Origin of the sequence: Rhodococcoides trifolii (assembly GCF_014635345.1) — a bacterium.
Classification (GTDB): domain Bacteria; phylum Actinomycetota; class Actinomycetes; order Mycobacteriales; family Mycobacteriaceae; genus Rhodococcoides; species Rhodococcoides trifolii.
The window spans coordinates 265,793-290,829 of sequence record NZ_BMCU01000005.1 but is presented as its reverse complement, the minus strand read 5'-3'; the positions used below and the strand labels follow the sequence as shown (position 1 = coordinate 290,829).

The 25,037-nt window shown below is 64.4% G+C and carries 24 protein-coding genes; 12 read left to right on the top strand and 12 right to left on the bottom strand.

All coding sequences use genetic code 11. The features are described from left to right. The first annotated feature begins 5 nt into the window (after window positions 1–5). The 6 genes from IEW02_RS21210 to fbaA are packed head-to-tail and all read left to right on the top strand — an operon-like array spanning window position 6 to window position 5,366. Window positions 6–1,001, top strand: coding sequence for an ABC transporter permease (locus IEW02_RS21210; RefSeq protein WP_188546881.1), 996 nt, complete (start codon window positions 6–8; stop codon window positions 999–1,001). Beyond that, window positions 998–1,786, top strand: a complete 789-nt coding sequence (locus IEW02_RS21205; protein WP_188546880.1) for an ATP-binding cassette domain-containing protein — start codon at window positions 998–1,000, stop codon at window positions 1,784–1,786. The genes IEW02_RS21210 and IEW02_RS21205 overlap by 4 nt, the downstream gene beginning before the upstream one ends. Further along, window positions 1,758–2,681, top strand: a complete 924-nt coding sequence (locus tag IEW02_RS21200) for a PfkB family carbohydrate kinase (RefSeq protein WP_229746207.1) — start codon at window positions 1,758–1,760, stop codon at window positions 2,679–2,681. Before IEW02_RS21205 ends, IEW02_RS21200 begins: the two co-directional genes overlap by 29 nt. Further along, window positions 2,678–3,325: a nucleoside/nucleotide kinase family protein gene (locus tag IEW02_RS21195; RefSeq protein ID WP_229746206.1), complete on the top strand. Its 648-nt coding sequence runs from the start codon at window positions 2,678–2,680 to the stop codon at window positions 3,323–3,325. The genes IEW02_RS21200 and IEW02_RS21195 overlap by 4 nt, the downstream gene beginning before the upstream one ends. Window positions 3,326–3,330: 5 nt before the next feature. Continuing rightward, window positions 3,331–4,332: a LacI family DNA-binding transcriptional regulator gene (locus tag IEW02_RS21190; RefSeq protein WP_229746223.1), complete on the top strand. Its 1,002-nt coding sequence runs from the start codon at window positions 3,331–3,333 to the stop codon at window positions 4,330–4,332. Between the two features lie 11 nt (window positions 4,333–4,343). Continuing rightward, complete coding sequence (fbaA, locus tag IEW02_RS21185; protein ID WP_188546877.1) at window positions 4,344–5,366, top strand: class II fructose-bisphosphate aldolase; 1,023 nt, start codon at window positions 4,344–4,346, stop codon at window positions 5,364–5,366. Here the strand turns inward: fbaA and IEW02_RS21180 are convergent. Beyond that, the gene (locus tag IEW02_RS21180) at window positions 5,363–6,016 is read right to left on the bottom strand and encodes an HAD family hydrolase (protein ID WP_188546876.1); all 654 of its coding nucleotides are present in this window, start codon (window positions 6,014–6,016) and stop codon (window positions 5,363–5,365) included. The genes fbaA and IEW02_RS21180 overlap by 4 nt on opposite strands. A gap of 81 nt (window positions 6,017–6,097) precedes the next feature. Here IEW02_RS21180 and IEW02_RS21175 point away from each other — a divergent pair, with 81 nt between their 5' ends. Then, window positions 6,098–6,721: a luciferase domain-containing protein gene (locus tag IEW02_RS21175; protein ID WP_188546875.1), complete on the top strand. Its 624-nt coding sequence runs from the start codon at window positions 6,098–6,100 to the stop codon at window positions 6,719–6,721. On the opposite strand, the gene IEW02_RS21170 is transcribed toward IEW02_RS21175, so the two are convergent. From IEW02_RS21170 to IEW02_RS21160, 3 genes are read right to left on the bottom strand one after another with little or no spacing between them, the layout of a single operon-like run. Next, window positions 6,702–8,210, bottom strand: a complete 1,509-nt coding sequence (locus IEW02_RS21170; protein ID WP_188546874.1) for a bifunctional 3-(3-hydroxy-phenyl)propionate/3-hydroxycinnamic acid hydroxylase — start codon at window positions 8,208–8,210, stop codon at window positions 6,702–6,704. The two genes, IEW02_RS21175 and IEW02_RS21170, sit on opposite strands and share 20 nt — an antisense overlap. Beyond that, complete coding sequence (locus tag IEW02_RS21165; protein ID WP_188546873.1) at window positions 8,207–9,142, bottom strand: fumarylacetoacetate hydrolase family protein; 936 nt, start codon at window positions 9,140–9,142, stop codon at window positions 8,207–8,209. The genes IEW02_RS21170 and IEW02_RS21165 overlap by 4 nt, the downstream gene beginning before the upstream one ends. Next, window positions 9,139–10,284, bottom strand: a complete 1,146-nt coding sequence (locus IEW02_RS21160; protein WP_188546872.1) for a VOC family protein — start codon at window positions 10,282–10,284, stop codon at window positions 9,139–9,141. Before IEW02_RS21160 ends, IEW02_RS21165 begins: the two co-directional genes overlap by 4 nt. Before the next feature lie 138 nt (window positions 10,285–10,422). On the opposite strand from IEW02_RS21160, the gene IEW02_RS21155 reads away from it, so the two are divergent. Next, the gene (locus IEW02_RS21155) at window positions 10,423–11,055 is read left to right on the top strand and encodes a TetR/AcrR family transcriptional regulator (RefSeq protein WP_188546871.1); all 633 of its coding nucleotides are present in this window, start codon (window positions 10,423–10,425) and stop codon (window positions 11,053–11,055) included. A gap of 30 nt (window positions 11,056–11,085) precedes the next feature. On the opposite strand, the gene yczE is transcribed toward IEW02_RS21155, so the two are convergent. The 5 genes from yczE to IEW02_RS21130 form a co-directional block, all read right to left on the bottom strand. Beyond that, window positions 11,086–11,757, bottom strand: a complete 672-nt coding sequence (gene yczE, locus IEW02_RS21150; RefSeq protein ID WP_229746205.1) for a membrane protein YczE — start codon at window positions 11,755–11,757, stop codon at window positions 11,086–11,088. Window positions 11,758–11,877: 120 nt separating this feature from the next. Next, the gene (locus IEW02_RS21145; protein WP_188546870.1) at window positions 11,878–13,149 is read right to left on the bottom strand and encodes an MFS transporter; all 1,272 of its coding nucleotides are present in this window, start codon (window positions 13,147–13,149) and stop codon (window positions 11,878–11,880) included. A gap of 86 nt (window positions 13,150–13,235) precedes the next feature. Continuing rightward, window positions 13,236–13,901 (bottom strand): class I SAM-dependent methyltransferase, encoded by a 666-nt coding sequence (locus IEW02_RS21140; protein ID WP_188546869.1) that lies wholly within the window; start codon window positions 13,899–13,901, stop codon window positions 13,236–13,238. A gap of 282 nt (window positions 13,902–14,183) precedes the next feature. Next, entirely contained in the window at window positions 14,184–16,370 is a 2,187-nt protein-coding gene (katG, locus tag IEW02_RS21135) for a catalase/peroxidase HPI (RefSeq protein ID WP_188547023.1), read from the bottom strand. Between the two features lie 25 nt (window positions 16,371–16,395). Continuing rightward, on the bottom strand, window positions 16,396–16,854 hold the full coding sequence (locus IEW02_RS21130; protein WP_188546868.1) for a Fur family transcriptional regulator: 459 nt from the start codon (window positions 16,852–16,854) through the stop codon (window positions 16,396–16,398). A gap of 66 nt (window positions 16,855–16,920) precedes the next feature. Here IEW02_RS21130 and IEW02_RS21125 point away from each other — a divergent pair, with 66 nt between their 5' ends. Beyond that, window positions 16,921–17,544, top strand: coding sequence for a YoaK family protein (locus tag IEW02_RS21125; RefSeq protein WP_188546867.1), 624 nt, complete (start codon window positions 16,921–16,923; stop codon window positions 17,542–17,544). Window positions 17,545–17,547: 3 nt separating this feature from the next. Here IEW02_RS21125 and lhgD read toward each other — a convergent pair whose 3' ends face one another. Then, window positions 17,548–18,735 carry an L-2-hydroxyglutarate dehydrogenase gene (gene lhgD / locus IEW02_RS21120; protein ID WP_188546866.1) on the bottom strand — a complete coding sequence of 396 codons (1,188 nt, stop codon included), beginning with the start codon at window positions 18,733–18,735 and terminating at the stop codon, window positions 17,548–17,550. A 95-nt stretch (window positions 18,736–18,830) separates the two neighbouring features. Here lhgD and IEW02_RS21115 point away from each other — a divergent pair, with 95 nt between their 5' ends. Further along, window positions 18,831–20,018 (top strand): FAD-dependent oxidoreductase, encoded by a 1,188-nt coding sequence (locus IEW02_RS21115; RefSeq protein WP_188546865.1) that lies wholly within the window; start codon window positions 18,831–18,833, stop codon window positions 20,016–20,018. Further along, window positions 20,015–21,163, top strand: a complete 1,149-nt coding sequence (locus tag IEW02_RS21110; protein ID WP_188546864.1) for an aromatic ring-hydroxylating oxygenase subunit alpha — start codon at window positions 20,015–20,017, stop codon at window positions 21,161–21,163. Before IEW02_RS21115 ends, IEW02_RS21110 begins: the two co-directional genes overlap by 4 nt. Before the next feature lies 1 nt (window position 21,164). Here the strand turns inward: IEW02_RS21110 and IEW02_RS21105 are convergent, their stop codons facing one another. Together IEW02_RS21105 and IEW02_RS21100 are read right to left on the bottom strand one after the other, a co-directional pair. Next, a complete protein-coding gene (locus IEW02_RS21105; protein WP_188546863.1) occupies window positions 21,165–22,343 on the bottom strand; it encodes a PucR family transcriptional regulator in 1,179 nt (392 codons plus the stop codon). Between the two features lie 18 nt (window positions 22,344–22,361). Further along, on the bottom strand, window positions 22,362–23,639 hold the full coding sequence (locus tag IEW02_RS21100; protein WP_229746204.1) for a trans-sulfuration enzyme family protein: 1,278 nt from the start codon (window positions 23,637–23,639) through the stop codon (window positions 22,362–22,364). 76 nt (window positions 23,640–23,715) lie between these two features. Here IEW02_RS21100 and nhaA point away from each other — a divergent pair, with 76 nt between their 5' ends. After that, on the top strand, window positions 23,716–25,002 hold the full coding sequence (gene nhaA / locus IEW02_RS21095; protein WP_188546862.1) for a Na+/H+ antiporter NhaA: 1,287 nt from the start codon (window positions 23,716–23,718) through the stop codon (window positions 25,000–25,002). The last annotated feature ends 35 nt before the right edge of the window (window positions 25,003–25,037 follow it).

Below are 25,037 nucleotides of genomic sequence, written 5' to 3'. Positions count from 1 at the left end.
CTTCCATGGCCACTGACGCTCCAGCGACAGCGACGCCGACGGTGGCGAGCCGGTTCAACGTGGGGAACATCCTGCGTGAACCGCTGCTCGGCCCGTTGGTGGCGCTGGTCATCGCAATCATCGTCTTCAGCTCGGTCTCGGACTCGTTCCTGAATCCGCAGAACGTCTCGCTGATCCTGCAGCAGTCCGTCGTGGTCGGCATCCTCGCCGTCGGCCAGACGCTGATCATCCTCACCTCCGGTATCGACCTGTCGATCGGTGCGGTCGCGGTGTTCGGCACCATCGTGATGGCGCAGAGCGCCGGAGCGAACGGTCCCGTCGTCGCACTCGGTTCGACGCTCCTGGTGTGCGTGGCGTTCGGCGCGATCAACGGCGGACTGGTGACCGTGCTGCGGCTCCCGCCCTTCATCGTCACCTTGGGAACGTTCACCGCGATTCAGGCGGCCACCCGCCTGCTCGCCGGTTCCGAGACCTACCGCGTGGAGGAGGGCCCGCTCACCTTCTTGGGCACGTCGTTCAAGATCGGGTCGTTCTCGACCACCTTCGGGGTGGTCGCGATGGTGCTGGTGTACATCGTCATGTGGTACGCCCTGTCCCAAACGTCCTGGGGCAAACACATTTACGCGGTCGGTGGAAACCCGCAGGCTTCGGCCCTGTCGGGCATCAAGTCCGGGCGAGTGTTGTTCTCGGTCTACATCGTGACCGGAGTGATCGCCGCGATCGGCGCCTGGGCGGCACTGGGTCGCATTCCCAACGCCGACCCGAACGCGTACCAGAACGCCAACCTCGAGACGATCACCGCGGTGGTGATCGGCGGAACGAGCTTGTTCGGCGGACGCGGCGGCGTCGGTGGAACCCTGGTGGGAACGTTGATCGTCGGCGTCCTGCGCAACGGACTCACCCAGGCCGGCGTCGACAGTCTCTACCAGAACATCGCAACCGGAATCCTTGTGATCGTCGCGGTGTCCGTGGATCAATTCGCACGCAGGAGATCACAATGAGCGCCGCACCTGTTCTCGAAGCGCGGGGGTTGGTCAAGAAGTACGGCAACGTGACCGCGATCAACGGTGCCGACTTCGAACTCCACGAAGGCGAAGTCCTGGCGGTCATCGGTGACAACGGCGCCGGAAAGTCCAGTCTCATCAAGGCCTTGGCGGGTGCGGTGGTGCCGGACGAGGGTCAGATCCTCATGAACGGTGAGCCGGTGTCGTTCAAGAACACCCGCGACGCCAGAGCGGCGGGTATCGAGACGGTGTACCAGGATCTCGCGGTGGTACCGGCTCTCGACATCGCCTCGAACCTGTACCTCGGTCGCGAGGTGCGTCGTAAAGGCATCGCGGGCAGCCTGTTTCGCCGACTGGACATGCCGAGGATGCGGCAGGAGGCCTCGCAGCACCTCGCCGACCTGAAGATCGGGATCAAGTCCGTGAACCAGGCCGTCGAAACGTTGTCCGGTGGACAACGTCAAGGCGTCGCAGTGGCGCGTGCGGCCGCCTTCGGTCGCGGCGTCATCATCATGGACGAGCCGACTGCCGCTCTGGGCGTGCGTGAATCGGGTCAGGTGATCGACCTGATCCGCTCGATTCGCGACCGAGGTATCCCCGTGGTGCTCATCAGCCACGACATGCCGCACGTGTTCGAGGTGGCCGATCGCATTCACATCCACCGGCTCGGACAGCGTGCCGGCGTGGTCGATCCGAAGACGCGGTCGATGTCGGAGGTGGTCGCGCTCATGACCGGTGCAGAGGAGCCGACCGATGAGGAACGCGCCGGCCTCCGAGGGTGACCGACCTGCCGGCCTGTTCGTCGGGCTGGCAACTCTCGACGTGATTCACCGCATTGCGAAAGCTCCTGCGGTGAACCAGAAGATCACGTCGTCCGCTCAGTTCGTCGCGGCGGGCGGGCCGGCGGCAAACGCTGCCGTCACGTTCGCCGGGCTGGGCGGCGACGCGATCCTCGTGACCGCGCTCGGTGACGATCCCGTCGCCGACCTGATCCGAGCCGACCTCGCCGATCACGGCGTTCGAGTGGTCGACGCGGCCACGGGCACCGTGCGAGCGGTGCCCGTGTCCGCGGTGTCGGTGGTCGAGTCGACGGGCGACCGATCGGTCGTGTCCCTCGACGCCGTGAATTCCGATGCGTCGCCACCGAACGATCTCGGTGACCTCGTGGCGGATTGCGATGTGGTGCTCGTCGACGGGCACCACCCCCTGATCGCCCGTGCTGCCGTTCGCCTTGCGGCAGCACGGGTCACCACCACGGTCGTCGACGCCGGACGATGGAAGCCGGTGATGAGCGACCTCGTCTCGGATGCGACGGACATGGTGTGCTCCAGCGACTTCCGCGTTCCCGGTGCCGCCGACTCGGAGTCCACCGCAGCGGAACTGGTCCGCCGCGGTGTGCGCACCGTGGTCACCACCCACGGTGGTGATCCGGTCGACTGGTGGTCCGGCGGCGAGTCCGGGGCCGTGCCGGTCACACCGGTGGTGGCCGTCGACACACTCGGCGCCGGGGACGCCTTTCACGGTGCATATTCCTTCTTCTCGACACAGTCCGAATGCGGCCTCGCCGACCGCATCGATCGCTCCTCCCGGGTGGCGGCACTACGGTGTTCGGTGGTCGGGCCACGAGCTTGGCTGACGCAACTCCCCACTCTCGACTTCGGAAAGCGACAACGGTGAATCAGCAGCATGTGCAGGACGCCACTGTGGACCAGTTGGTCGAGTCCGCAAGGAACCTCGTCGTGGCCGGTGAGCGACGCATCCTCGGACTCACCGGAGCGCCGGGAGCCGGAAAGTCCACCGTTGCCGAACAACTCGTGACTGCGCTCGGACCGGACGTCGCGGTCCTGGTTCCCATGGACGGGTTCCATCTCGCCAACGAGGTTCTGATCGAGCTGGGGCGTCTCGATCGAAAAGGCGCACACGACACCTTCGACGACGGGGGTTACGCGCGGCTCGTCGCTGCCATCCGCGCGCAGCGCGCGAACGACCCCGTCGTCTATGCCCCCAGATTCCGACGCGAGATCGAGGAGTCGATCGGGTCGTCCATTCCCGTGCCGTCCGAGGTGCCACTGGTGGTCACCGAGGGCAATTACCTACTGTTGGAATCGGGTGCCTGGCCGTCGGCTCGGTCCTGCATCGACGAAGTCTGGTTTCTGTCTCCCGACACCGACATTCGCCACACTCGCCTCGTCCGCCGGCACGAGGCATACGGCAAATCTCCGGAGGACGCGTCGTTCTGGGCACTGGGGTCGGACGAACGCAACGCACAGTTGATCGAATCGACCGCCGTGCGCGCCGACCGCATCGTGCGTCTCCGGTGACCACGATGGGGGACGTCGCCCGCATTTCCGGCGTCTCCGTCTCCACCGTTTCGCACGTCCTGAACGGCACCCGCAAGGTGAATACCGCGACGCGCCTGCGCGTCGAGGCGGCCATCGAGCAGACCGGATACCGGCGCAACGTCGTCGCCCGGTCGCTGGCGGCAGGCCGGACACATCAGGTGGGACTGTCGATCTCGGTCCTCACGAACCCGTACTTCGGCAGCCTCGTGTATGCCGTGGAACGAGCGTTGTCCGATGCCGGGTACGTTCTCATCGTCGGTGATTCGCACGACAACGTCGACTCCGAGAAACGAGTCACCGACTCGCTTCTCGACCGGCAGGTCGACGGCATGATCGTGGCGCCTGCGGCAGGATCGGAGCGAGTCACACTCCCCGACATCATGCGCACCGGAACGCCTCTGGTCCTGATCGACCGCGGGGTCGAGGTCGGAAGCGATCAAGTCGGACCGGAGAACTTCGAGTCGGCGCGGTCCCTCACCGAACACCTTCTCGACCTCGGACACCGCCGCCTCGCCGTCGTGCGCGGAATGGCCGGAATCTCCTCCACCACCGAGCGTTTCGACGGATACGCTGCCGCTCTGACGGGCCGAGGGATCGACCTCGACCCCGCACTGGTGCTGGACGGCGAATCCAACACCGACGTCGCGGAGCGCGAAGTGCGCGCTCTGCTGTCGGGCGAGAACCGACCCACCGCGCTGGTGTCGCTGAACAACTCGATGACCATCGGCGCACTGAAAGCCGCTCAGACTGTGGGGTTGTCGATCCCGGGTGACCTCGCCCTGGTCTGCTACGACGACTTCGAATGGTCGGACCTGTTCGAACCCAAACTGACCGCGGCGGCCCAGGACGTGGAAACCATCGGCGCCACCGCCGTCGAGCTTCTCCTGCAGCGGATTCGAGGACACGACGGCCCTCCACAACAGATACGGGTGCCCACCACCTTTCACCATCGCAATTCGTGCGGCTGCACGGACGCCCACCGATAGGAAGTTCTACGATGCCGATAGCAACACCGGACCAGTACGTCGCGATGCTCGATCGCGCGAAGCAGGGTGGATTCGCCTACCCGGCCATCAACGTGACGAGTTCGCAGACACTGAACGCTGCCCTGCAGGGCTTTGCCGAAGCCGAGAGCGACGGCATCGTCCAGGTATCACTGGGAACAGCGCTCTACCTGTCCGGCAACAGTGTTCAGAACCGGTTCACCGGCTCCAAGGCGCTCGCGCTGTATGCGCAGGAGGTGGCGTCGCACTACTCCGTGACCGTGGCTCTGCACACCGACCACTGTCCCGCCGAGAACCTCGACGACTGGGTCCGTCCGCTGATCGCCGACTCCGTCGAACGTCGTAGCCGTGGACTGGACCCGCTGTATCAGTCGCACATGTGGGACGGGTCGGCCGTGCCGCTCGACGAAAACCTTTCCATCGCAAGGGAACTGCTGGATGCCTCGGTGCAGGCGAACACGATTCTCGAGATCGAGGTGGGCGTCGTCGGAGGGGAAGAGGACGGGATATCGCACGAGATCAACGAGCAGCTGTACTCCACGGTCGACGACGCTCGGGCCACCATTGCGGCGCTGGGAGCGGGGGAGCGCGGCCGGTATCTCACCGCGCTGACGTTCGGCAACGTGCACGGTGTCTACAACCCGGACTCGGTACATCTGCGACCGGAGATACTCGAGGAGATTCAGACCGTCGTGGGCGGTGAGACGGGTACGTCGAAACCGTTCGATCTCGTGTTTCACGGTGGGTCCGGTTCCACCGCGGAGGACATAGCGTCGGCGGTGGCCAGCGGCGTCGTGAAGATGAACATCGACACCGACACCCAGTACGCGTTCACCCGTTCCATTGCCGGCCACATGATCGGCAGGTACGAAGAGGTGCTCAAGGTCGACGGCGGGTACGGCAACAAGAAGGCCTACGACCCGCGATCGTGGGGGAAGCCCGCCGAGAACGCCATGGCCGCACGGGTTGTCGAGGCCACGCAGATGTTGGGCTCGGCCGGGCGCGCGATGCGTTAGCCCAGCGGACTGCTGTCGATCCGTCTCAGAAGATCGGCCGCGTCGTCGAAGACCGAATGTGCGCCGGCAGAAAGTAATTCGGATTCGGCGATACCACCCGACCGAACCCCGACGCCGACGACCTCGGCGGACGTGCAGGCCTTCATGTCCCAGATGCTGTCGCCGATGAACACTGCCTCGTGGGCCGAGGCGCCGGAGCGTTCGAGAGCGGTCCGCACGACGTCCGGACGCGGCTTCGCCACCTCTGCGTCCTCGGCCGACGTGACGACGGAGACGATGTCCTCCACCTCGAGGAGATCGCGCAGAATCGCGAGCTCGTTCTCCGGCGCCGATGTGGCGAGGACGACGGTCATTCCGCGAGAGCGCACCTCCGACAACAATTCTCGGGCACCGGGCAAGACTTGAAGGGCTTTGCCGCTCTCGGCGTAGTACTCGTCGTGCAGATCCTTGGCGCGCTGCGCCTCGTCGCTGTCCGCCGAGCCGACGAGGGCTTCCAGCAGCAGCGAACCGTCCATGCCGATGCAACTGTGGATACGCCACGACGGCACCGGGCGACCCGCCTCACGAAACGCGCGCGACCAGGCACCGATGTGCGCGTAGTTGGAGTCGACGAGGGTGCCGTCGATGTCGAAGAGAGCGGCTGAAGGCATTCGAGCGGCTACCCGAGGCCGTGGTGCACCAAACGTCCGCGCGTGTCGACGTAGTAGACGGTGGTCCACTACGCTGCCGACGTGCGGACACTCGTCGACAACTATCGCGACTGGCTGAACCTCGGCCCCGGTGGACTCCCGGCCAATCCGGTGGGCTGGGTGATCACCACAGCCTTGCGGCCGCTCGGCCGAGACCCGATGACGGTGCGTGGCATCCGTACGGCACCGACACCGGCGTGGGACTTACCGGTCAGGTCGGGTCCGCGCCCACCCGTGGCGCCGTTTCCCATCCCGCACCGTCAGACGGCGGATGTGGCAGACGACGTGACCACGTCCGCGATCTCGGAGGTGGTCGAGTCCTGTGCAGCCGACCGGCGAATGTTCATGCAGCGCAGTCACTTCGAGCGACGGGGGCAAGCGCTGTTCGTGCGCGAGGGGTTCCGAACGGTCGAGCGGGTGAAGACTGCGCGTGGCGAGATCGCCCATGTTCATTCCGGCGACGGCTCGCTGCACGTCGTCGCGGACCCGGCGGATGCGCAGCTGATCATCGAACAGGGTTGGGGCGAGCTCCATCCGCTTGCCGGTCGGCCGCTGCTCGGATTGCCGGAGTCCTACGTCCTCCTGTATTCACCCCGGAACGACGAGGACCTTCGGCAGCTCAGCACAATCGTGCGGCGCGTCGTTTCTACGGCAATGCCGAAGTAGCGAACAGCGCGTCCCACTGCACGTCGTCCACGGACGACTCGGTTGCGGCAACCACCCTGTCCGGCCGAAGCAACACCGAGCCGGTGCGGTGCTTCTTCAACCACGATGTCCACTCCACATGCTCCGCGCCTGCCTCGACCAGTCGAGCATTCAGTCGATTTGCCACCCGCGCCATCTCGGTGCCGACCTTGCCTCGATGAACTACCGAAAAACCCTCTCCCAGCAGGTCGTCGGACCTGGACACACCTGTGCGTTGCTGAGGAAAGATGGCCCCGATGGGTCGGCGTCGCGTCACGAGTGCGCTGCGTCCCAGCGGCGGGACCGGCAGGTTCGACGCGAGTGTGGAGACACCGGGGAGCGAGAACGTTCTGGAGAGTGCTTTCTGGACGAAGCGACCGCGTTTACCGGACCCACCGGTCATTGCCCACCCGATCACGACGGCCGACCGGATCACGTTGGTGACCTGAGGCTTCCGTTCTGCCTCGTACGTGTCGAGGAGCTCGGCAGACGCATCGCCGCGCAGCACCCACGCAACCTTCCACGCCAAATTGAACGCGTCACGAAAGCCCGCACCCATTCCCTGTCCGATGAACGGGGGAGTGGAATGAGCCGCGTCGCCGACCAGAAAGATGTTGCCTCGGCGCCAGTGGTCCGCCACCCGGGCACGGAAGGTGTAGGAGGTGCACCGAATGATCTCGACACCCGGCTTCGACGGCGGAATCCACCGACTCAACAATTCACGGATGTGACTCTCCGGGTACGGAACCACGCCACTTTCGCCCTCGGGAAGGCGGAACTCCCACCGGAACCGATCGGGTCCGATCTGCATGAACGAGGCCGGGTTGTCTGCGTCGCAGATCTGAAACACGCCGTCCCACACCGGAAGCTCGAAATCGAGGCGAACGTCGACGACCAACCATTTCTCACTGAAATGCAGGTCGTCCAGTTCCGAACCGATGCCGGCGCGGACGCCGCTGTTCGCTCCGTCGGCTCCGAACAGAAATCTCGTCTCGAGAGTGCTTTCCATCCGGGTGTTCTCGTCGCGAATGTGCACGACGACCGGGTCGTTGACGTCGGCGGGTCGGTCGATGCGCAGAACCTCCACGCCCGTCATGAAGCGAACTTCCGGATGCCGTTTCAGGTTGGATCGCAACATCAGTTCGAGTTCGGGTTGATCGAACATGTTGGCTTCGGGCCAGCTGTGCACACCGGTGGATGCGCTGCGATCCAGTTCGGCGATGACGTTCAGCGTCGCGTCGACCAAGCGCATCCCGCGGGCCGGGCGACTGATGGTCGCGAACTCGCGGTCCAGGCCCAGATGCTGGAGCAATCGGTATATCTCGCCGTCGAGATGTACCGCTCGGGGAAGAGGGTAGTGCTGTGGGTGCCGTTCCAGCACAATCGATTCGATGCCGTACTGCGCCAAGAGAGTAGCGGCCACCAAGCCCGATGGACCGGCACCGACAATGACGACCGGCGCTGTGGTCATGAAAACTTCACGGCATTCGCTTGCGTCCCGAGGTCGATCACTCCGTCCGAGCTACGGATGGTGGCGGTGACGGCGTCACCGTCCACGAGGTAATCGGGGTTCGACGCCTGACGCTTGAAGAAGATCTCCCACTTCTTGTGCGGCGGGATGAGTGCGCCCAACTTCTCGACGATCTTCGGTGGCGCCTTCAGCGCAGTTCCACCTGGTGTGCCCGTCAGCAGGAGGTCGCCCGCATCCAGTTCCTGGAAACGCGCGAGCAACGTCAGAGCCTGAGCGGGCGGAACGATCATGTCGGCCATGGTCGAATCCTGCCGCACGACGCGATTGACCGACAGCGTGAGACGCAGATCGTCCAGGTAGCGGAACTCGTCGCGTTCGAGCAGGACGAGCTTGGGGCCGACGGGAGTGAAGGTGGGGTAGGACTTGCCTTCGTAGAACTGTGTCTTCGTCAACTGGACGTCGCGCGCACTGACGTCGTTGGTGACGACGAGGCCGGCGACCCAGTCGGGGAGCGTTGCCGGAGTCACGACGTCGCCGATGTTCAACGGTGCGCCCATCACGAGACCGAGTTCGACCTCGTAGTCGAGGAGCTTGACGTGCTCGGGCTTGACGATGGGGTCCGTCGGTCCGGTCATGGACGCCCCCGACTTGCGGAAGAACGTCGGCGGCACGTTGTCGGGGTCGAACCCCGAATCCTTGGCGTGCGAACGGAAATTCACCATTTGCGCGATGATGCGGCACGGGCGGGTGATCGGCGAGAGCAGCTCGAGCTCCGACATCGGCGTTCCCCCGGACGATGCGCCGGCCGCGGCGATGGCGTCCCGATCCCCGAGCAGCTCGGCGGTCGTGGAGGCGGTGGTGTCGATTTTCTTGGCAGTACCGCCGCTCTCCACCCACCAGGCGTCGGACGTTCTCAGGACGGAGGTGCTCATGAATTCATCGCTTTCATCAGTGATCGGAGGACAGGGACATCGATTTCGGTGTCTGTGCGAATCGACGCCACGAGCGAGCGGAAGTCGATGTCGTTCGGCGCCGTTCCGAGGAAGTCCTTGGTGACGGACGGTCCCCATTGAGACAGGCCGCTGGCGGACATCTTGGCCCACCCCGGCTCGACCGAGTTGTCGAACAGGTCGCCGTCGGCGAAATGTTCGAACATCAGATGGTCGGGGTCACGCCAGTAGTCGAAGATCTGGCTGCCCTGGATGTGGCGCCCGATGCCCCAGACCCGAGAGTAGTTGCGCGCCTTCAGGTATTCGCCACCCATCGCGACGGTGTCGAGGTCGGTGACCTCGTACGCCGAGTGAACGTACCCGACCCGTGGTCCGAGGTGCATCGCGATGGTGTGGTGATCGGCAGGGACGGAGCCGCGGTCGCAGCGAAGGAACGCCATGGTGGGCCCACGATCGCGCATGTCGTCCAGGAACAGGAAGTCGCTGACGATCATGCCGAGCGTCTCGAGGTACCACTCCAGCGCAGCGCGAAAACGGTTGGTCTCCAACACGACGTGACCCAGTCGCTCGATACGCGCCGGCTGCTTCACGGGCCGCTGCGGGACGTTGATGCGCGGTCGCAGCTCACCGAAATTCAATGTGGCCGCGGGGAGCGCGACGGACAACCGAGTGACCGGCTGGCCGTACGCCACGGAGACGGGGAGGCCGCTGGGGTCGGTGAGCCGGACGATCTTGCCCCCGGCGTACGGCTTGACCACCGTGTCGGCATGACGAGCAAGCCGCTCGAGGTCGCCTTCGGCAGCGGCCTGAAAAGTGTGGCCGAGAAAGCGCGACTTGGGTCCGCGGTGAATGCGCAAGCATGGGGCGGTCGACTTGGTTCCCTGCAGGACCAGGGTGTCAGGCGTCTGCTCGGTGACGGTGAATCCGAAGTCCTGCGCGAAGATCGCAGTACGTCGCAGATCGGGCTTCTCGAACTCCAGCCACGCGAGATCTTGAACCTTGATGATCGGATCGCGGTGTCGGCCGGTGTGTTCCGATGCCAGGCCGCCCTCTTCCGAGTGGAGACCGTCGTGGACATCGAAACGGGGCTCGGCCGGTTCGGTGTCGACTGTCGAGGTGCTCATGTAGGACACTTCCTTCGGATCGACGCTGATATTATTATCAGCACTGATCACCACCCATGTCAACCGTTGTTGAGGTTAGCGACAGCTCACGATTGATCGTATGATCAGCAGTGAGATGTGATCAGAACGGAGCTCGAAATGGCGACCGACAGAAGCGACGCGCCAGTGTCGCGCGTGCAGCGTCGCAAGGCCCAGACCAGGCAAGCGCTGCTCGACGCAGCGAGAACCCTGCTGGCCGACGGCAACGCGAGCACAGCCAGCATTGCGGAGATCACCTCGGCCGCCGACGTCGGGTTCGGCTCCTTCTACAACCACTTCGACGACAAGCCGGCGTTGTTCGCGGCCGCGGTGGAACAGGTTCTCGAGCAGTGGGGGGACTTGATGGACACCTTCGGCGACGAGTCGGGAGATCCCGCGCAAACGTTCGTCACGTCGTTTCGCATGTCTGCCCGCGTTGCCTTCATGCATCGGCAGGAAGCAGAGATCATCGCGCGTTCGGGTTTCGGTCTACTCGACTCCGCGACCGGCCTCGGTCCGCGGGCCCTACGTGACCTCACCGCGGCTGTCGATGCGGGTCGGCTGACCATCCCGAACATCGAACTGGCCACGGCAGTGACGGGGGGAAACCTTCTCGCCCTGATCCACCTGTGGCTGAAGGACGAGACCTCGGTCGCGGAAGCGGACATCGACTACTGCGCAGAGCAGTTGCTCATCGGCTTCGGTGCGGACGCCGAGACGGCGAAGCGATTGGCGTACCTGGATTTGAGTTGATCGCTCGCGGTGAAACTCGAGACTGCCGTCCTATCCCTCGCCGGAATGAGAGCTGTCGCGCTCCAATCGCACTGTCAGCAACTTCGAGAACAGCTGCACCGCCGGTCCCATGACGACGGCGACAATCACGGTTCCCACACCGATCGTTCCACCGAGCAACCATCCCACGGTAAGCACGGTCAGCTCGATCACGCTGCGTATCAACCAAATCGGTCGGCGCGTGAGCCGAACAGCCCCGGTCATCAAGCCGTCTCGCGGACCCGATCCGAAGCGTGCACCCAGATACAGTGCGTCGAAGAATGTCAGCATGGTGAGCCCTACGACAAAGTAGAGAGTCTGCTGCACAACAGAACTCGGCGGGCCGATCACGTTCAGAGCTACGTCGGCGGCGAGACCGACGATGACGACATTGAGGAATGTTCCGAGTCCGGGCATCTCCCTCAGCGGTATCCACAGCAGCAGCACAACCATCGCAATGACGTTGACAGACCAACCGAACGACAAGCCTGATCGAGCAGCGAGGCCCTCCGACAACACTGTCCAACTAGCAACCCCCAACGCAGATTGCACAAGGAACGCCAGCGCCGTTCCATATCCCAGCAGCCCAATCGTCAACTGACAGATACGGAACAGTTTCTTCTCGGCACGCAACTGCTCCAGTGCAGTCATTCGCTCGGCGACGGGCGGTACGCGAACAGTCACTCGGCAACCATGCCTCCGAGGAGACAGCCCGGAAAGGTCCAGATTGCAGACGCTGGCATCAGGCTCGTCGAAAGCCACCCTCTGCGTCGATCGTCTGGCCGGTGACGAGCACCGTCCGGTTCACCGGTGCGTGGCCCTCGATGTCGAGATCGCCACCGCTCCCAGTGCCCCGACGAGCGCGAACGCGTAGAAACCCCAGGGCGACGCCAGATCTGCACCCAACAGTGCGCCACCGAGAATGGGCCCGCAGATGGCGCCGAGGCGACCGATTCCGGCGGACCAGCCGAGAGCAGTCGCACGCGCCTCGGGCGGATAGGCAGCCGCAGTGAATGCGTAGACGAGGACCTGGGCGCTGAACACGAAGCAACCCGCCAGGAAGACGAGAACGTAGACGCCGTAAGGGAGCTTGATGCTCAGGGCGGATAGGAACAACGTGGCTGCGGAGAACCAGAAGACGGCCGCCTGTCGCGGGCCGATCTTGTTCGCGACGCGGCCGGCCACGAGGAGGCCGACGACCGCTCCGACGTTGAGAACCAGGAGAAGAGTCAGCGCCGCGCCGAGCTCGTATCCGGCGGCACGCATGATGGTGGGCAGCCAGGTGTTCAGCCCGTACACCAGAAGCAGTCCCATGAACGACGTCACCCAGATTGCGACGCTGTTGCGAACCACGCCGCGCGCGAACAGCATTCGGACCGGGTTCGGCACCGCCTCGGGTTCGGCCGGGGCCGGTTCGAGCGTCAGGCCGTGGGCCGTTGCGATTCGTTGTGCCTCCTCGCGCCGACCGTGGACGACGAGGTAGGCGGGCGACTCCGGGAGATAGCGATACATCAACGGTAGGAGAACAAGGGCGGGCAGCGCACCGGCGACGAACATCGAATGCCATCCGAACGGGTCGATCAGAACGAGTGCCAGGAGTGCCGTGGCAACGGCTCCGACGTGGTACCCGGTCATGACCGTCGTCGATGCGGATCCGGCCTTGCGACGAGGAGTGAATTCGTTGACGAGCGCAAGTGCGGTGGGAAGTGCGCCACCCAGTCCGACACCGGCCAGGAATCGAAACACTCCGAACAGGAACGGATTCGGTGCGAAGGCGCAGAACAGTGTGAACACCGAAAACGCGAACACGGAGGCCATCAACAGTTTTCGGCGGCCGAGGATGTCGGTGAGCGTGCCGATCGTCAGGGCGCCGATGGTCATACCGATCAGCCCGACGGTGGAGATCAGGGTGATCGTCGCGGTGTCGGCACCGAACGCCGTGTCGTCGAGAATCGACGGGATCGATGCACCGAGGACGACGAGGTCGAACCCGTCGAGCAGCACGGCCACCCAGCACAGTGCGACGACCGTCGATGCGGTGCCTCGTCGTGTTGCAGTTGTCTCGGTGTCGGTCATGGTGGATCCGTTCGCATAGTGAACACATGTTCAGAAGTTCCGGTCTCAGTGAACACCGTCACAACGGACAAATGCAACCGGGACCGTCAGCAGCTTCGTCGTACGACGGGCTCCGCGAAGTGGTCCGCCGCCCGCGCGACGACGAACGCCTGGGACGCGGTCTCACCCGACGCTTTGTTGGGGGTACGAATCGCATCTCGGTGCAGTACGAAGCCGCACTCCATGAGCAGTTCTTGGACCATGTCGACGTCGTGGCGAAGAAACTCCAACGACGTGCCGTGCCCAAAGACGTTGTTCAGCAACAAAGTAGGGGCATTCGTCTGGAAGGCCAGCAGCAACCATCCGTCTTCGCGCAGCACGCGGCGGAACTCGTCGAACACCGCGGCCAGCGTGTCGGCAGGGGTATGGACGATCGAATACCAGGCGCAGACGGCGTCGAACGAGTCGTCGTCGAACGGCAGCGATGACATGTCCGCCACGGCGAAGTCGATCGACGGGTGCCGGGTGCGCGCGATCTCGACCATCACCGGGGAGGCGTCGACGCCCTGGACCTCGAGTCCGCACTCGGCCAGAACCTCTGCAGCATCTCCCGGTCCGCACCCGACATCCACGGCGGTTCGGCGTTGCGAGGAGAGCACGGACCTCGCGAAGGACCGCAGGATTGCGACATCGAACGGCTTCGCTGCCAGTGCGCCCTCGAAATGCGCGGCGTAGTCGCGGGCAATGGCGTCGTACGCCGCGGAATTCTCCACCCACCGAGTTTATCGGGCGGTGGTATTCGTCCACAGGAGTGGCTGGGCGACGGGAAACTGTTCGGATCCGGGACTCGAGGACGATTCAGCCCAGAGGCAGGACCGGGCAGCTGCTGAGGCCCGGCCGCTAGGGGATCTTGCGACAAAAATTGTCGCCCGCGAGTGAAATGTCGCTCGCACTTGCTCATTTCGCTAGCAGAATCGCGCACCCCCCGCATCGCGCACCCACACAGCACAACACCCCCGCACGCCGGAGCGTGCGGGGGTGAAGGGCGGAAAAACTCAGCTCAGTTCGAACCGGTCCAACATCATGACCTTGTCCCACGCGGCGACGAAGTCGGCAACGAACTTGTCCTTGGCGTCGTCGCAGGCGTAAACCTCTGCGATGGCGCGCAATTCGGAGTTCGAGCCGAAGACCAGGTCGTTACGGGTGCCGGTCCACTTCGTCTCACCGGAGGCGGCATCCTTGGCTTCGTAGATGCCGTCCTCGGCGGTGGGGACCCATTCGGTGCCCATGTCGAGGAGGTTGACGAAGAAGTCGTTGGTGAGCGTTCCGACGTTTTCGGTCAGGACGCCGTGCTTCGACGACTGGTAGTTGGCGCCGAGCACACGCAGACCGCCGACGAGCACGGTCAACTCGGGTGCGCTGAGCGACAACAGGTTTGCACGGTCCACGAGCGAGTACTCGGCCGGAAGCTTCTGGCCCTTGCCGAGGAAGTTGCGGAAGCCGTCGGCCTTCAGTTCCAGATCGGAGAACGAGTCGACGTCCGTCTGCTCCTGTGTCGCATCCATGCGGCCCGGGGTGAACGGGACGCTGACGCCGGATGCCTTTTCGAGTGCCGCGACGCCACCGAGAACGACGAGGTCGGCGAAGGACACTGTTCCGGAGAACGACTGCTGGATACCTTCGAGAACGCGGATGACCTGTGCCAACTCGTCGGGCTCGTTGACCTCCCAGCCGGCCTGCGGCTGCAGACGGAGGCGACCGCCGTTGGCGCCGCCACGCTTGTCGCTGACGCGGAAGGACGATGCTGCGGCCCACGCCGTGGAGATGAGCTGCTCGGTCGTGAGTCCGGAATCGAGGATCGTGGACTTGAGCTCGGCGATCTGAGCGTCACCGATCAACTCGTGATCGACGGCGGGGATCGGGTCCTGCCAGAGCAGGCTCTCGGACGGAACCTCGGGGCCGAGGTAGCGCGAGACCGGTCCCATGTCGCGGTGGGTGAGCTTGAACCACGCCTTCTGGAACTCTTCTGCGAGCTCCTCGGGGTGATCGAGCCAGCGACGGGTGATCTGCTCGTAGATCGGGTCGACGCGCATCGCGATGTCCGAGGTCAGCATCGACGGGTGGCGCCGCTTGGTGGGATCGGCGGGGTCGGGAACGAGATCCGCGCCCTCGCCGTTCTTCGGACGCCACTGGTGTGCGCCGCCGGGGCTCTTGTAGAGCTCCCACTCGAATCCGTAGAGGGTCTCGAGGAACGTGTTGTCCCACTGAGTAGGTGTGGCGGTCCAGATGACCTCGAGGCCGCTGGTGATCGCGTCCGCGCCCACGCCACTCTGGAAGCTGTTCTTCCAGCCGAGGCCCATCTGCTCGATCGGTGCGCCCTCGGGCTCGGCGCCGATGTGTGCGTCGGGATCCGCTGCGCCGTGCGTCTTGCCGAAGGTGTGTCCACCGACGGCGAGGGCTGCGGTCTCGATGTCGTTCATGGCCATCCGGCCGAAGGTCTCGCGAATGTCCAGCGCGGATTGCACGGGATCGGGGTTGCCGTTGGGGCCTTCGGGGTTGACGTAGATCAGGCCCATCTGCACTGCGGCCAGCGGGTTCTCGAGGCTCGTGCGATCACCGTCGTAGCGCTCGTCGCCCAACCAGGTCTGCTCGGGACCCCAGTAGACGTCCTCGTCCGGCTCCCATGCGTCGACGCGTCCGCCGGCGTATCCGTAGGTGGGCAGTCCCATCGACTCGATGGCGACGTTGCCGGTGAGCACGATGAGGTCGGCCCAGGACAGCTTCTTGCCGTACTTCTGCTTGACCGGCCAGATCAGACGACGAGCCTTGTCGAGCGAGGCGTTGTCGGGCCAGCTGTTGAGGGGTGCGAAGCGCTGCATACCGGCTCCGGCGCCGCCGCGTCCGTCCTGCTTGCGGTAGGTGCCGGCCGCGTGCCACGCCATGCGGATGAAGAAGGGGCCGTAGTGACCGAAGTCTGCGGGCCACCAAGGCTGCGAGTTGGTCATGACGGCTTCGATGTCGCGCTTGACCTCGGCGAGGTCGAGGGAGTTGAACTCAGCTGCGTAGTCGAAGTCTGCGCCCATCGGGTCGCCGACGGTCGGGTTCTTCTTCAGGATCTTGAGGTTCAGGGCCTTGGGCCACCACTCACGGTTGCTGCCACCCTCGACGGGCAGAGGCATCTTGTCGTGCATGACGGGACATCCGCCGCCCGAGCCGCCGTCCTGCGGCTGGTCCTGGTTCATCTCTTTTTCGCGTGTTGTGTGGTCTTCAGTCACGACTGTCCTTCCGAGCGTTGACATTTGCGTGTTGGGCCGAGCAATCGGGGCACAGACCCCAGTAGATGACCTCGGCTTCGTCTATCGAGAAGCCATGAGGTTCCGAGGCGGTGAGGCATGGTGCCTCACCGACCGCGCAGTCGACGTCGGCGATGGTTCCGCACGATCTGCAGACGACGTGGTGGTGGTTGTCACCGACCCGGGATTCGTAACGAGCCGACGAGCCGGAGGGCTGTATCCGGCGAAGCAGGCGAGTCACGGTGAGTGCGTGCAGTACGTCGTACACGGCCTGTCGTGAAACCTCGGGCAGTGAGGTGCGCACTGCCGCGAGAACGGTTTCGGTGTCGGCGTGCGGATTGGCGTACACGGCCTCGAGCACCGCAACCCGCGGACGGGTCACTCGGAGCTCCGCGGAGCGCAGTTGCTCCGCGTAGTCGATGCTCGAGGTCATGGCTCCCACTATGGCCCCCTTTTCTGGATCAAGTCAAGACTTGGTGGGTGATGCACAATCTCGAAGGTGACGACGCCCCACAGATCGGATCTGACACTCGGACTTCTCCTGTCCGCTGCCTCCGGTGGGGTGGACGTGTTGGCGCTGACACGCCTCGGCGGTGCGTTCGCCAGCGTGATCACCGGCAATGTCGTCGTCATCGGGGTCTCGATCGGCGACGCGAACCTGCGCGTGCTGTCCTACGCGGGAACAGCCGTGATCGCCTACGCGATCGGGGTGATGATCGGGCACGTCGTCCTCCGGTTCCGCGGCGCAGCCCTGGGCGTCGAATTCGCGCTCGTACTCGGCCTCGCCGGACTCTGGATCGCGACGGCCGCCCACCCTGCGGGCACACTGCAGTACGCGGCCCTCGTGCTCGCGGCGCTCGCGATGGGTGTCCAGAGCGCCGCGTTCACGCTCGCGGGAATTCCGGGAGTCAGTACCACCTACTTCACCGGAACGCTCACCGGACTTGTGGCCGGTCTCGTCACGGGCGGAGGAATGAACCGGCCGGCCGCATCGGCGTTGTGCGCCTTGTTGATCGGGGCGTCGGCGACGGGACTGGCGGTGTCTCGGGCAGAGGTGTACGCCGTGCTGATCCCGTTCTTCCTGGTCCTCGGCGCGCTGGTCCTGAGCCTCGAGAAGCGGTGAGGCTCAGCTCTCGAAGAGCCGGCGAGCGAGCGTCTCCCCGATCGGGAGAGCCGACGTCGCCGCCGGTGACGGCGCATTGAGCACGTGAATGCTCCGGGGAGTGCGCTCGAGCAAGAAGTCGTGCACCAACGACCCGTCGCGCCGTACGGCTTGCGCCCGGATTCCGGCTTCCCTCGGCAACAGATCCTGCAGGGTCAACTCCGGGCAGTACTTCCGGCACTCGGCCAGATAGCCGCGTTTGAATACCGAGTTCTTCATCTCGTGAAGTCCGGTACGCACATTCGCCTGTGCGACTTTCCACATTCCGGGAAAGCGTGCGTAGTCGGCCACGTCGCGCACTGCGACGCCTCCCTTGCGGTACTTCTCGCGTGCGAATCCCAGAACGGCGTTGGGTCCGACGGTCAGGCCTCCGTCGATGGTCGGGCTCAGGTGCACGCCCAGAAACGGGAGGTCGGGATCCGGTACCGGATAGATCAGGTGCCGAACCAACCCTGAGCGTGACGACGGCAACGAGTAGTACTCACCGCGGAACGGGACGATGCGAATCCCGATGTCCAGGCCGGCGAGGCGTGCGATGCGATCGGCTTGAAGGCCCGCGCACGCCACCATCCGATCGGCTCGCCGGACACCGTGGTCGGTGTCCACGTGGACACCGTCGGCGCGTTCGTCGATCGCGGTGACCCGCGTGCCGACCTCGACCGATCCGCCGCCCTCGACGATGAGCTCCGCGAGAACGCGGGCGACATGGACGTAGTCGATCACTCCCGTCGACGGCACACGCACGGCGCCGACACCACGGATGCTCGGTTCCAGTGTGCGCAAGGTCTTTTCGTCCAACAACTCGACCTCGAGACTGTTGTGTGCAGCACGATCGTGCAGCGCGAGCAGGCGGCGCTGTTCCACGGAATCGGTTGCCACGAGCAGCTTTCCGGTGATGCGGAACGGAATGTCGTGAGAGCGAGCGAACGCCGTGATCTCCTGTGCGCCGCGCCTGCACAGCGTGGCCTTGAGGCTTTCCGGCTCGTAGTAGATTCCGGAGTGGATGACGCCGCTGTTGTGGCCGGTCTGGTGGTGAGCGATGCTGTGCTCTTTCTCCAGCACGGTCACGTGCGTGCCCGGGCGCACCTGCTGGATCTGCCATGCCGTGGCGAGGCCGACGATTCCGCCGCCCACGACCAGAACTGTGTCCATCGGCCGAATGTACGACAGTTCATCGGACCGAACAGCCACTCCGTCCGACATCGTGCAGGATGTGGCTCGTTCCGGGCTTGCGCAGGATTGTCCGCATGACAGACATCGCCGGACGCTTCGATCACATCGTTCTGGGTGCCGGTGGCATCGGCAGCGCGACTGCCTATTGGCTGGCGCAGTCGGGAAGCACGTCGGTCCTGTGCCTGGAGCAATTCGACCTGCTGCACGAACTCGGCGCGTCGATGGACTACTCGCGCATCATCAGGCACGCATACAACAGCACCGACTACACCGCGCTGACCGGCGCGTCGTACGAGACGTGGGGCGAGATCGAAGAGGCGACGGGCCTGACGTTGGTCACGCGCACCGGTGGTCTCGACATCGGCCCCGAGCACCGCGTCGGACCGTACGCGAATGCCCTCGAGGCCACAGGTCACCCGTGTGAGCGGATGGATTCCGGTGAGTTGACGAAAAGATGGCCGCAGTGGACGGTGCGCGACACCGATGTGGCTGTCTTTCAGAAGGATTCCGGGATTCTCGACATCCGCGCCGCGTCCTATGCGCACGTCGCGTTGGCCAAGAGTGCCGGCGTGAGCTTCGTCGACCGCACACCCGTGACGCGAATAGTCGAGTTCCCGGATCGGGTGGAAGTGGTCACCGACAAAGGCGTGTTCGTCGGTCGGACCCTCAGTGTGTGCGGCGGGTCGTGGAGCCCCATGTTGTTCGAGGGTCTCGGCGTGCGCAATCCCATCGCCGTCTCGCACGAGCAGGTCTGCTACTGGGCAACGCAGAACTTGAAAGCATTCTCCACCAGAGAATTCGGGATCTGGATCTACCATGACGAAGGGGAGACGTACTACGGCTTTCCGGTGTTCGGCCTGCCCGGCACCAAGGCCGGCCGCGACGAGCCGCACGATCTGATCGATCCGACGACACGGTCGTGGGACGTGCGCGAGGACAATCTCGAACAGGTCGAGAGCTTCATGCGTGCACATCTGCCGGAGGCACTGGGACCGCGCATCTTCGCCCGAGCGTGTTGTTACGACCTGACACCCGACAGGAACTTTCTCGTGGACAAGGTCGCGGGAAGTCAGCGGGTGTCGTTGTTCTGCGGAGCGGGCCACGCCGCCAAGTTTGCTTCTCTGATGGGAAAGATCATGGCGGAGTTGGCTGTCGAGGGCGGCTCGAAGTATCCGATCGACCCCTTCAGGTGGGATCGGCCGGCGATCACGGATCCCGACTTCGCGTCCACCCTGGTGGTCGCGGGACAGGACATGGCATGAGTGTCGACGCCAGACCGTCCACGCAGCTCGTGCCGACGTTGCCCGGTCGCTATTATACCGACCCCCAGATCTTCGCCGAGGAGCAGCGACGAATCTTCGGCACCAATTGGGTGTACGTCGCTCGTAGCGACCAGTTCACCCGTCCCGGTGACTTTCTGCGCACCGAGGTCGCGGGCCAGTCCGTGATCGTCGTGCGGACTCGAACCGGTGCGCTGAAGGGATACCTGAACGTGTGCCGGCACCGAGGTTCTCAGCTCTGCCGTACCGACGACGGGAATCTCGGGCACGCGATTCGGTGTCCGTATCACGCATGGGTCTACCGCCTCGACGACGGGGCACTCATGGCGACGCCCAACTGGAAAGCCATGTCGGACATCGACAAATCCGAGTTCGACTTGGCCCCGGTCGGGGTGCACGAGTGGAAGGGGCTGGTGTGGGTCAACCTGGCGGGTGGTGACGAGAACTCGCTTCTCGAACAAATTCGGACGCAGCTTGCCTATCGCTTGGACGGGGATGTGACGCGCTTCGATCGGTACGGCATGGAGAACTTGGTGGTCGGTGGATCGATCACGTACGAATGCGCTGCGAACTGGAAGATCATCTTCGAGAACTTTCAGGAGTGCTACCACTGCGGCACCATTCATCCCGAACTCGTGGAACAGATTCCGACGTTCGCCTCGTTCGATCAGCTCGGGGACGGGGCCTATCACACAGGCGGGTACCCCTTCGCGGACGGACGCGACGGCTTCAATTCGTCCGGCACCCGCACTCTGCCGATCCTGCCCGGCCTGACGTCGGACGACGACTGCCGCTACTTCGGAATGATTCTGCGCCCCAACGCCTTCGTGTCGCTGGTACCGGATCACGTGATCGTGCACCGATTCGAGCCTCTCGCCCCGGATCGCACTCGACTGGTGTGCGAGTGGCTGTTCGACCAGTCGGTACTCGGGTCGGACCGGTACGACGTGCGGGAATCGATCGAACTCTTCGATCGCGTCAACGTTCAGGACCTCGATGCGTCCGCACTGTGCCAACCCGGCATGAGTTCTCCGCTGTACCGCGACGGAGGCGTGCTCGTTCCCACCGAGTCCGAGATCATCGGGAACTGGTTCTACCCCTGGTATCGACAGCAGATGGGTCTGTAGTTCAGTCGGAGGAATCGAGCGAGGGCCCACATCGCCACAGTTTGATCGCGAGATGGAGCAGCAGGCGGTCACCGCCGTCGGACAGGTCGAGTTCGGTGATGGACTCGATGCGATCGAGGCGGTAATACATGGTCGATCGGTGAATTCCGAGCAACTTGGCTGCATCCTGCTTGTCGCCGGCGCGATCGAGAAACATCTCGGCAGTGGTGATGAGTTCACCGGCGTCGTTCGATCGCAGAAGTCGAAAGACGCCCTGCGGTATCAGTTCGTTCGACACCAGATCGGTGGGAAGCTGACCGATCAGCCGATACGGGCCCAACTCGTCCCAACGCGCGACCGCCCGATCACCAGGTGCGACGGACATCGCGATGTCCGCCTGCCGAGCGGCAGTGGCCGCGTGTGCAAGGTTTTGACCGATTCCGCTGACACCGATACGGACCGATGGCACCGCCGGTGTCAGAGCGGCACGCACGGTGTCCGCGAACATGTCCACGGCTTTGCTCACATCGGATCCACGAGCCAGAAGGACCGTCGTCGACCTCGCGGTCGTCCGGGTCATCACCATGCGTGGAGGTAGCTGTCGGCACGCACGTTGCACTGCCGCAGGAACGACGGCCGCGTCGGCGATGGCGCCGCCGACGACGGCGCGCACCACTCCGACGTAGGCATCGTTCTCGATCAGTCCGCGTGCGGTGATCTCGGCAGAGGCCGCGGCCCGGCGGTCCAGATCCGTCGAAAGGAGTTGGTCGAGCAGGTATTCGGCGAACGAATCCTGGCTGTCGCTCACGACGAGCCGTTGGTAGAGCATCGCTCCGAGTGCACCTGCGGTCTCGACGGTGTCCGCGATCTGGGCCTCGGTCAGTGTGTGATGTCGGTCGATCAGCCAGATGAATCCGAGCAGCATGTCGTGGTCCCGAATCGGAACACACAGTCGCGCATACAGTTCCAGCTCCAGGTTCTCCGCTACCCGAGTCGGGTGGACCGCGGTGCGAAGTTCGGCGTAGTACACGTCGTCCGGCCTGCTGCGCCGATTGAGCAGCGACCACACGCGGGCTGCGTCGGCGTCGCCGTAGTTCTTGCTGTACGCGACCAGACCCAGGGTGTGGTCCTCGACGGTCACGCTGCGCTGAAGGCGATCTGCCAGCGCGTCGACCAGCGCTTGGTGGGGGCCGATGGTCATGTCCGGCAGCCTAAACCGTCACGCTCGCAATGCAACCGAAAGATCGTCGATCAGATCGCGAGCGTTCTCCAGCCCGATCGACAGGCGGAGCAGTGAATCGGGCACCCGCACCGGCGTGGTCCCCGTCGTGCAGTGCGTCATGTAGTGCGGATGCTCGACGAGCGATTCGGTTCCGCCGAGTGACACCGCCACGGTGAACAAGCCGAATCGATCGCACGTCAGCGCGGCAGCGTCGGCGTCGCAGTCGAGTTCGACCGACACGATTCCACCGAAGGCCGACATCTGGGCGGCCGCGACGTCGTGACCGGGATGCGTGGCCAGCCCGGGATAGTGCACTCGCCGCACCCGAGGGTGATCCTCCAGGTATTCGGCGACCGCCATCGCGGTGGCACTGATGCGTTCCATCCGCACGTCGAGTGTCTTGATTCCGCGCAGCACCAACCATGCATCGAACGGTGATTCGATGCTGCCGATCATGCGCGCCGTCTCGTGCATGAGTGCGCCCAGTTCGGCTGTTCTGCAGACGACAGCTCCGCCGATCACATCGGAGTGCCCGCCGAGATACTTCGTTGTGGACTGCACCACGATGTCGGCGCCCAACTCGAGCGGCCGTTGAAGAGCTGGGGAGGCGAACGTCGAGTCGACCGCCAGCGCAGCGCCCCGACTGTGGGCCAGGGCGGCGATGGACTCGATGTCGCTGATCTTCTGCAGAGGGTTGGACGGGGTCTCGGTGTAGACCATGACGGTGTCGGCGCGGAACGCCGCGGCGACGGCAGCCAGATCCGTCATGTCCACCGTCGTGACTTCGACGTTCCATCCGCCCAGAAGGTCCGCGTACAGATCCCACGTTCCGCCGTAGACGTTGTCGGAGAGGATCACGTGCGAGCCCGCACGGCACAGGGCGAACGCGACCAACGAGATCGCGCCCATTCCCGAACTCGTCGCAATGGCGCGTGCACCGTTCTCCAGGTCGGCCAGGCACTCTTCGAGCGCCGATCGAGTGGGATTGCCCACGCGCGAGTAGTCCCAGCGCTCAGTCAGACGAACCGACCGTTTGAAGGTCGATGTCAGATAGAGCGGCATGACCACAGCTCCCGAGTGCGCAGTCGGGTCCTCGGGCGGATGCGCAGCCCTGGTGCCGAACGACCTCGACCGCCGATCGTTCAGCTGGTCGGTCGTGGGGGCGTGAGGCGAGTCGAGGGTCACCGAACCAGTCTCGGAGTACGCGATCACCGATACCTCCTGCACGGTGTTCGAGTCGGCTGCCGTCCGTAGAACACGGTGTCGCATCGACATGTGCGTACCATCGTCTCTTGGTGAGCCGGGAAGTCTGGTCGGCGCTGTCATAAGGCTGCCCACACGAAAGGCAACGATGTCCTCCGATCGCCTCCCACTCTTCTCCCGCGGCTCGTGGTCCGAAAGCAAGCGCATCTCGGAACTGCTGCGCCGCGAAACCGTCGGCGGCGCATTGCTGCTGATTGCCACCGTCATCGCCTTGGTGTGGGCCAACTCCGCGTGGTCCGACAGTTACTTCTCGCTGATGCAGACGACCATCGGCCCGTCTGCCGTCCATCTCGATCTGACGATCTCCACCTGGGCCGCGGACGGTCTGCTGGCCATTTTCTTCTTCGTGGTCGGTGTCGAACTCAAGCGCGAATTCGTGGCGGGCGACCTCCGTGACCCGGCACGAGCGGCCCTACCGATCGCCGCAGCGGTCGGCGGGATGGCGGTCCCCGCCCTGATCTTCGTGCTGGTCAACCTCGGTACAGGGGACGGCGCTCTTCGAGGCTGGGCCATCCCGACCGCCACGGACATCGCGTTCGCCGTCGCCGTCCTCGCTGTCATCAGCACACACCTTCCGTCCTCGCTGCGCACCTTCCTTCTGACGCTGGCGGTGGTGGACGACCTCTTGGCGGTCACCGTCATCGCGGTGTTCTACAGCGACAACCTGAACTTCGTGGCCCTGGGTCTTGCTATCATTCCTCTCGGTCTGTTCGCCTTCGCGGTGCACAAGCGCAACCGGTCCTGGTGGATCTTGCTTCCGTTGGCCGCCGCAACGTGGATTCTGTTCCACGAATCGGGGGTCCACGCCACCGTCGCGGGCGTGCTTCTCGGTTTCACCGTTCCGGTCCTGCGCCGAGACCGCGCCGACGAACGCCCGGGGATGGCCGAACACTTCGAACATCGGATCCGTCCGATCTCGTCGGGTGTCGCGGTGCCGCTGTTCGCGTTCTGCGCTGCCGGCGTTGCCGTCGGCGGTGTGTCGGGACTGGGGCGCGCGCTGACCGATCCGATCGCGATCGGCATCGTGCTCGGTCTCGTGCTCGGCAAGACGCTCGGCATCTTCGGTACGACGTTCCTGGTCTCCAAGTTCAGCCGAGCGTCCCTCGACGACGGCATCACCTGGGTGGACGTCCTCGGTCTGGCGATGCTGGCCGGCATCGGTTTCACGGTGTCGTTGTTGATCGGGGACCTGGCCTTCGGTGCCGGTACAGAGCGCGACGACCACGTCAAGGTCGGTGTCCTCGTGGGATCGGTGCTTGCCGCCACGCTCGCGTCGGTGGTCCTGCGGGCTCGTAACCGGACGTACCGACGCATCGAGGAAGAAGAGATACGAGACGACGACAACGACGGAATTCCGGACGTGTTTCAGCGGTGACTTACATCACCGGTTGAATACGTACGGTCGGGGTA

Bases quoted from the DNA above. Each gene is read 5' to 3' on its own strand.
- katG (WP_188547023.1), bottom strand. From the start codon at position 16,370: ATGAACCAGGACCAGCCGCAGGACGGCGGCTCGGGCGGCGGATGTCCC.
- IEW02_RS21200 (WP_229746207.1), top strand. From the start codon at position 1,758: ATGAGGAACGCGCCGGCCTCCGAGGGTGACCGACCTGCCGGCCTGTTC.
- IEW02_RS21190 (WP_229746223.1), top strand. From the start codon at position 3,331: ATGGGGGACGTCGCCCGCATTTCCGGCGTCTCCGTCTCCACCGTTTCG.
- IEW02_RS21100 (WP_229746204.1), bottom strand. From the start codon at position 23,639: ATGTCGATGCGACACCGTGTTCTACGGACGGCAGCCGACTCGAACACC.
- IEW02_RS21205 (WP_188546880.1), top strand. From the start codon at position 998: ATGAGCGCCGCACCTGTTCTCGAAGCGCGGGGGTTGGTCAAGAAGTAC.
- nhaA (WP_188546862.1), top strand. From the start codon at position 23,716: ATGTCCTCCGATCGCCTCCCACTCTTCTCCCGCGGCTCGTGGTCCGAA.
- fbaA (WP_188546877.1), top strand. From the start codon at position 4,344: ATGCCGATAGCAACACCGGACCAGTACGTCGCGATGCTCGATCGCGCG.
- IEW02_RS21145 (WP_188546870.1), bottom strand. From the start codon at position 13,149: ATGACCGACACCGAGACAACTGCAACACGACGAGGCACCGCATCGACG.
- IEW02_RS21170 (WP_188546874.1), bottom strand. From the start codon at position 8,210: ATGACCACAGCGCCGGTCGTCATTGTCGGTGCCGGTCCATCGGGCTTG.
- IEW02_RS21105 (WP_188546863.1), bottom strand. From the start codon at position 22,343: ATGACCATCGGCCCCCACCAAGCGCTGGTCGACGCGCTGGCAGATCGC.
- lhgD (WP_188546866.1), bottom strand. From the start codon at position 18,735: ATGGACACAGTTCTGGTCGTGGGCGGCGGAATCGTCGGCCTCGCCACG.
- IEW02_RS21165 (WP_188546873.1), bottom strand. From the start codon at position 9,142: ATGAGCACCTCCGTCCTGAGAACGTCCGACGCCTGGTGGGTGGAGAGC.
- IEW02_RS21155 (WP_188546871.1), top strand. From the start codon at position 10,423: ATGGCGACCGACAGAAGCGACGCGCCAGTGTCGCGCGTGCAGCGTCGC.
- IEW02_RS21180 (WP_188546876.1), bottom strand. From the start codon at position 6,016: ATGCCTTCAGCCGCTCTCTTCGACATCGACGGCACCCTCGTCGACTCC.
- IEW02_RS21160 (WP_188546872.1), bottom strand. From the start codon at position 10,284: ATGAGCACCTCGACAGTCGACACCGAACCGGCCGAGCCCCGTTTCGAT.
- IEW02_RS21210 (WP_188546881.1), top strand. From the start codon at position 6: ATGGCCACTGACGCTCCAGCGACAGCGACGCCGACGGTGGCGAGCCGG.
- IEW02_RS21110 (WP_188546864.1), top strand. From the start codon at position 20,015: ATGAGTGTCGACGCCAGACCGTCCACGCAGCTCGTGCCGACGTTGCCC.
- IEW02_RS21115 (WP_188546865.1), top strand. From the start codon at position 18,831: ATGACAGACATCGCCGGACGCTTCGATCACATCGTTCTGGGTGCCGGT.
- IEW02_RS21130 (WP_188546868.1), bottom strand. From the start codon at position 16,854: ATGACCTCGAGCATCGACTACGCGGAGCAACTGCGCTCCGCGGAGCTC.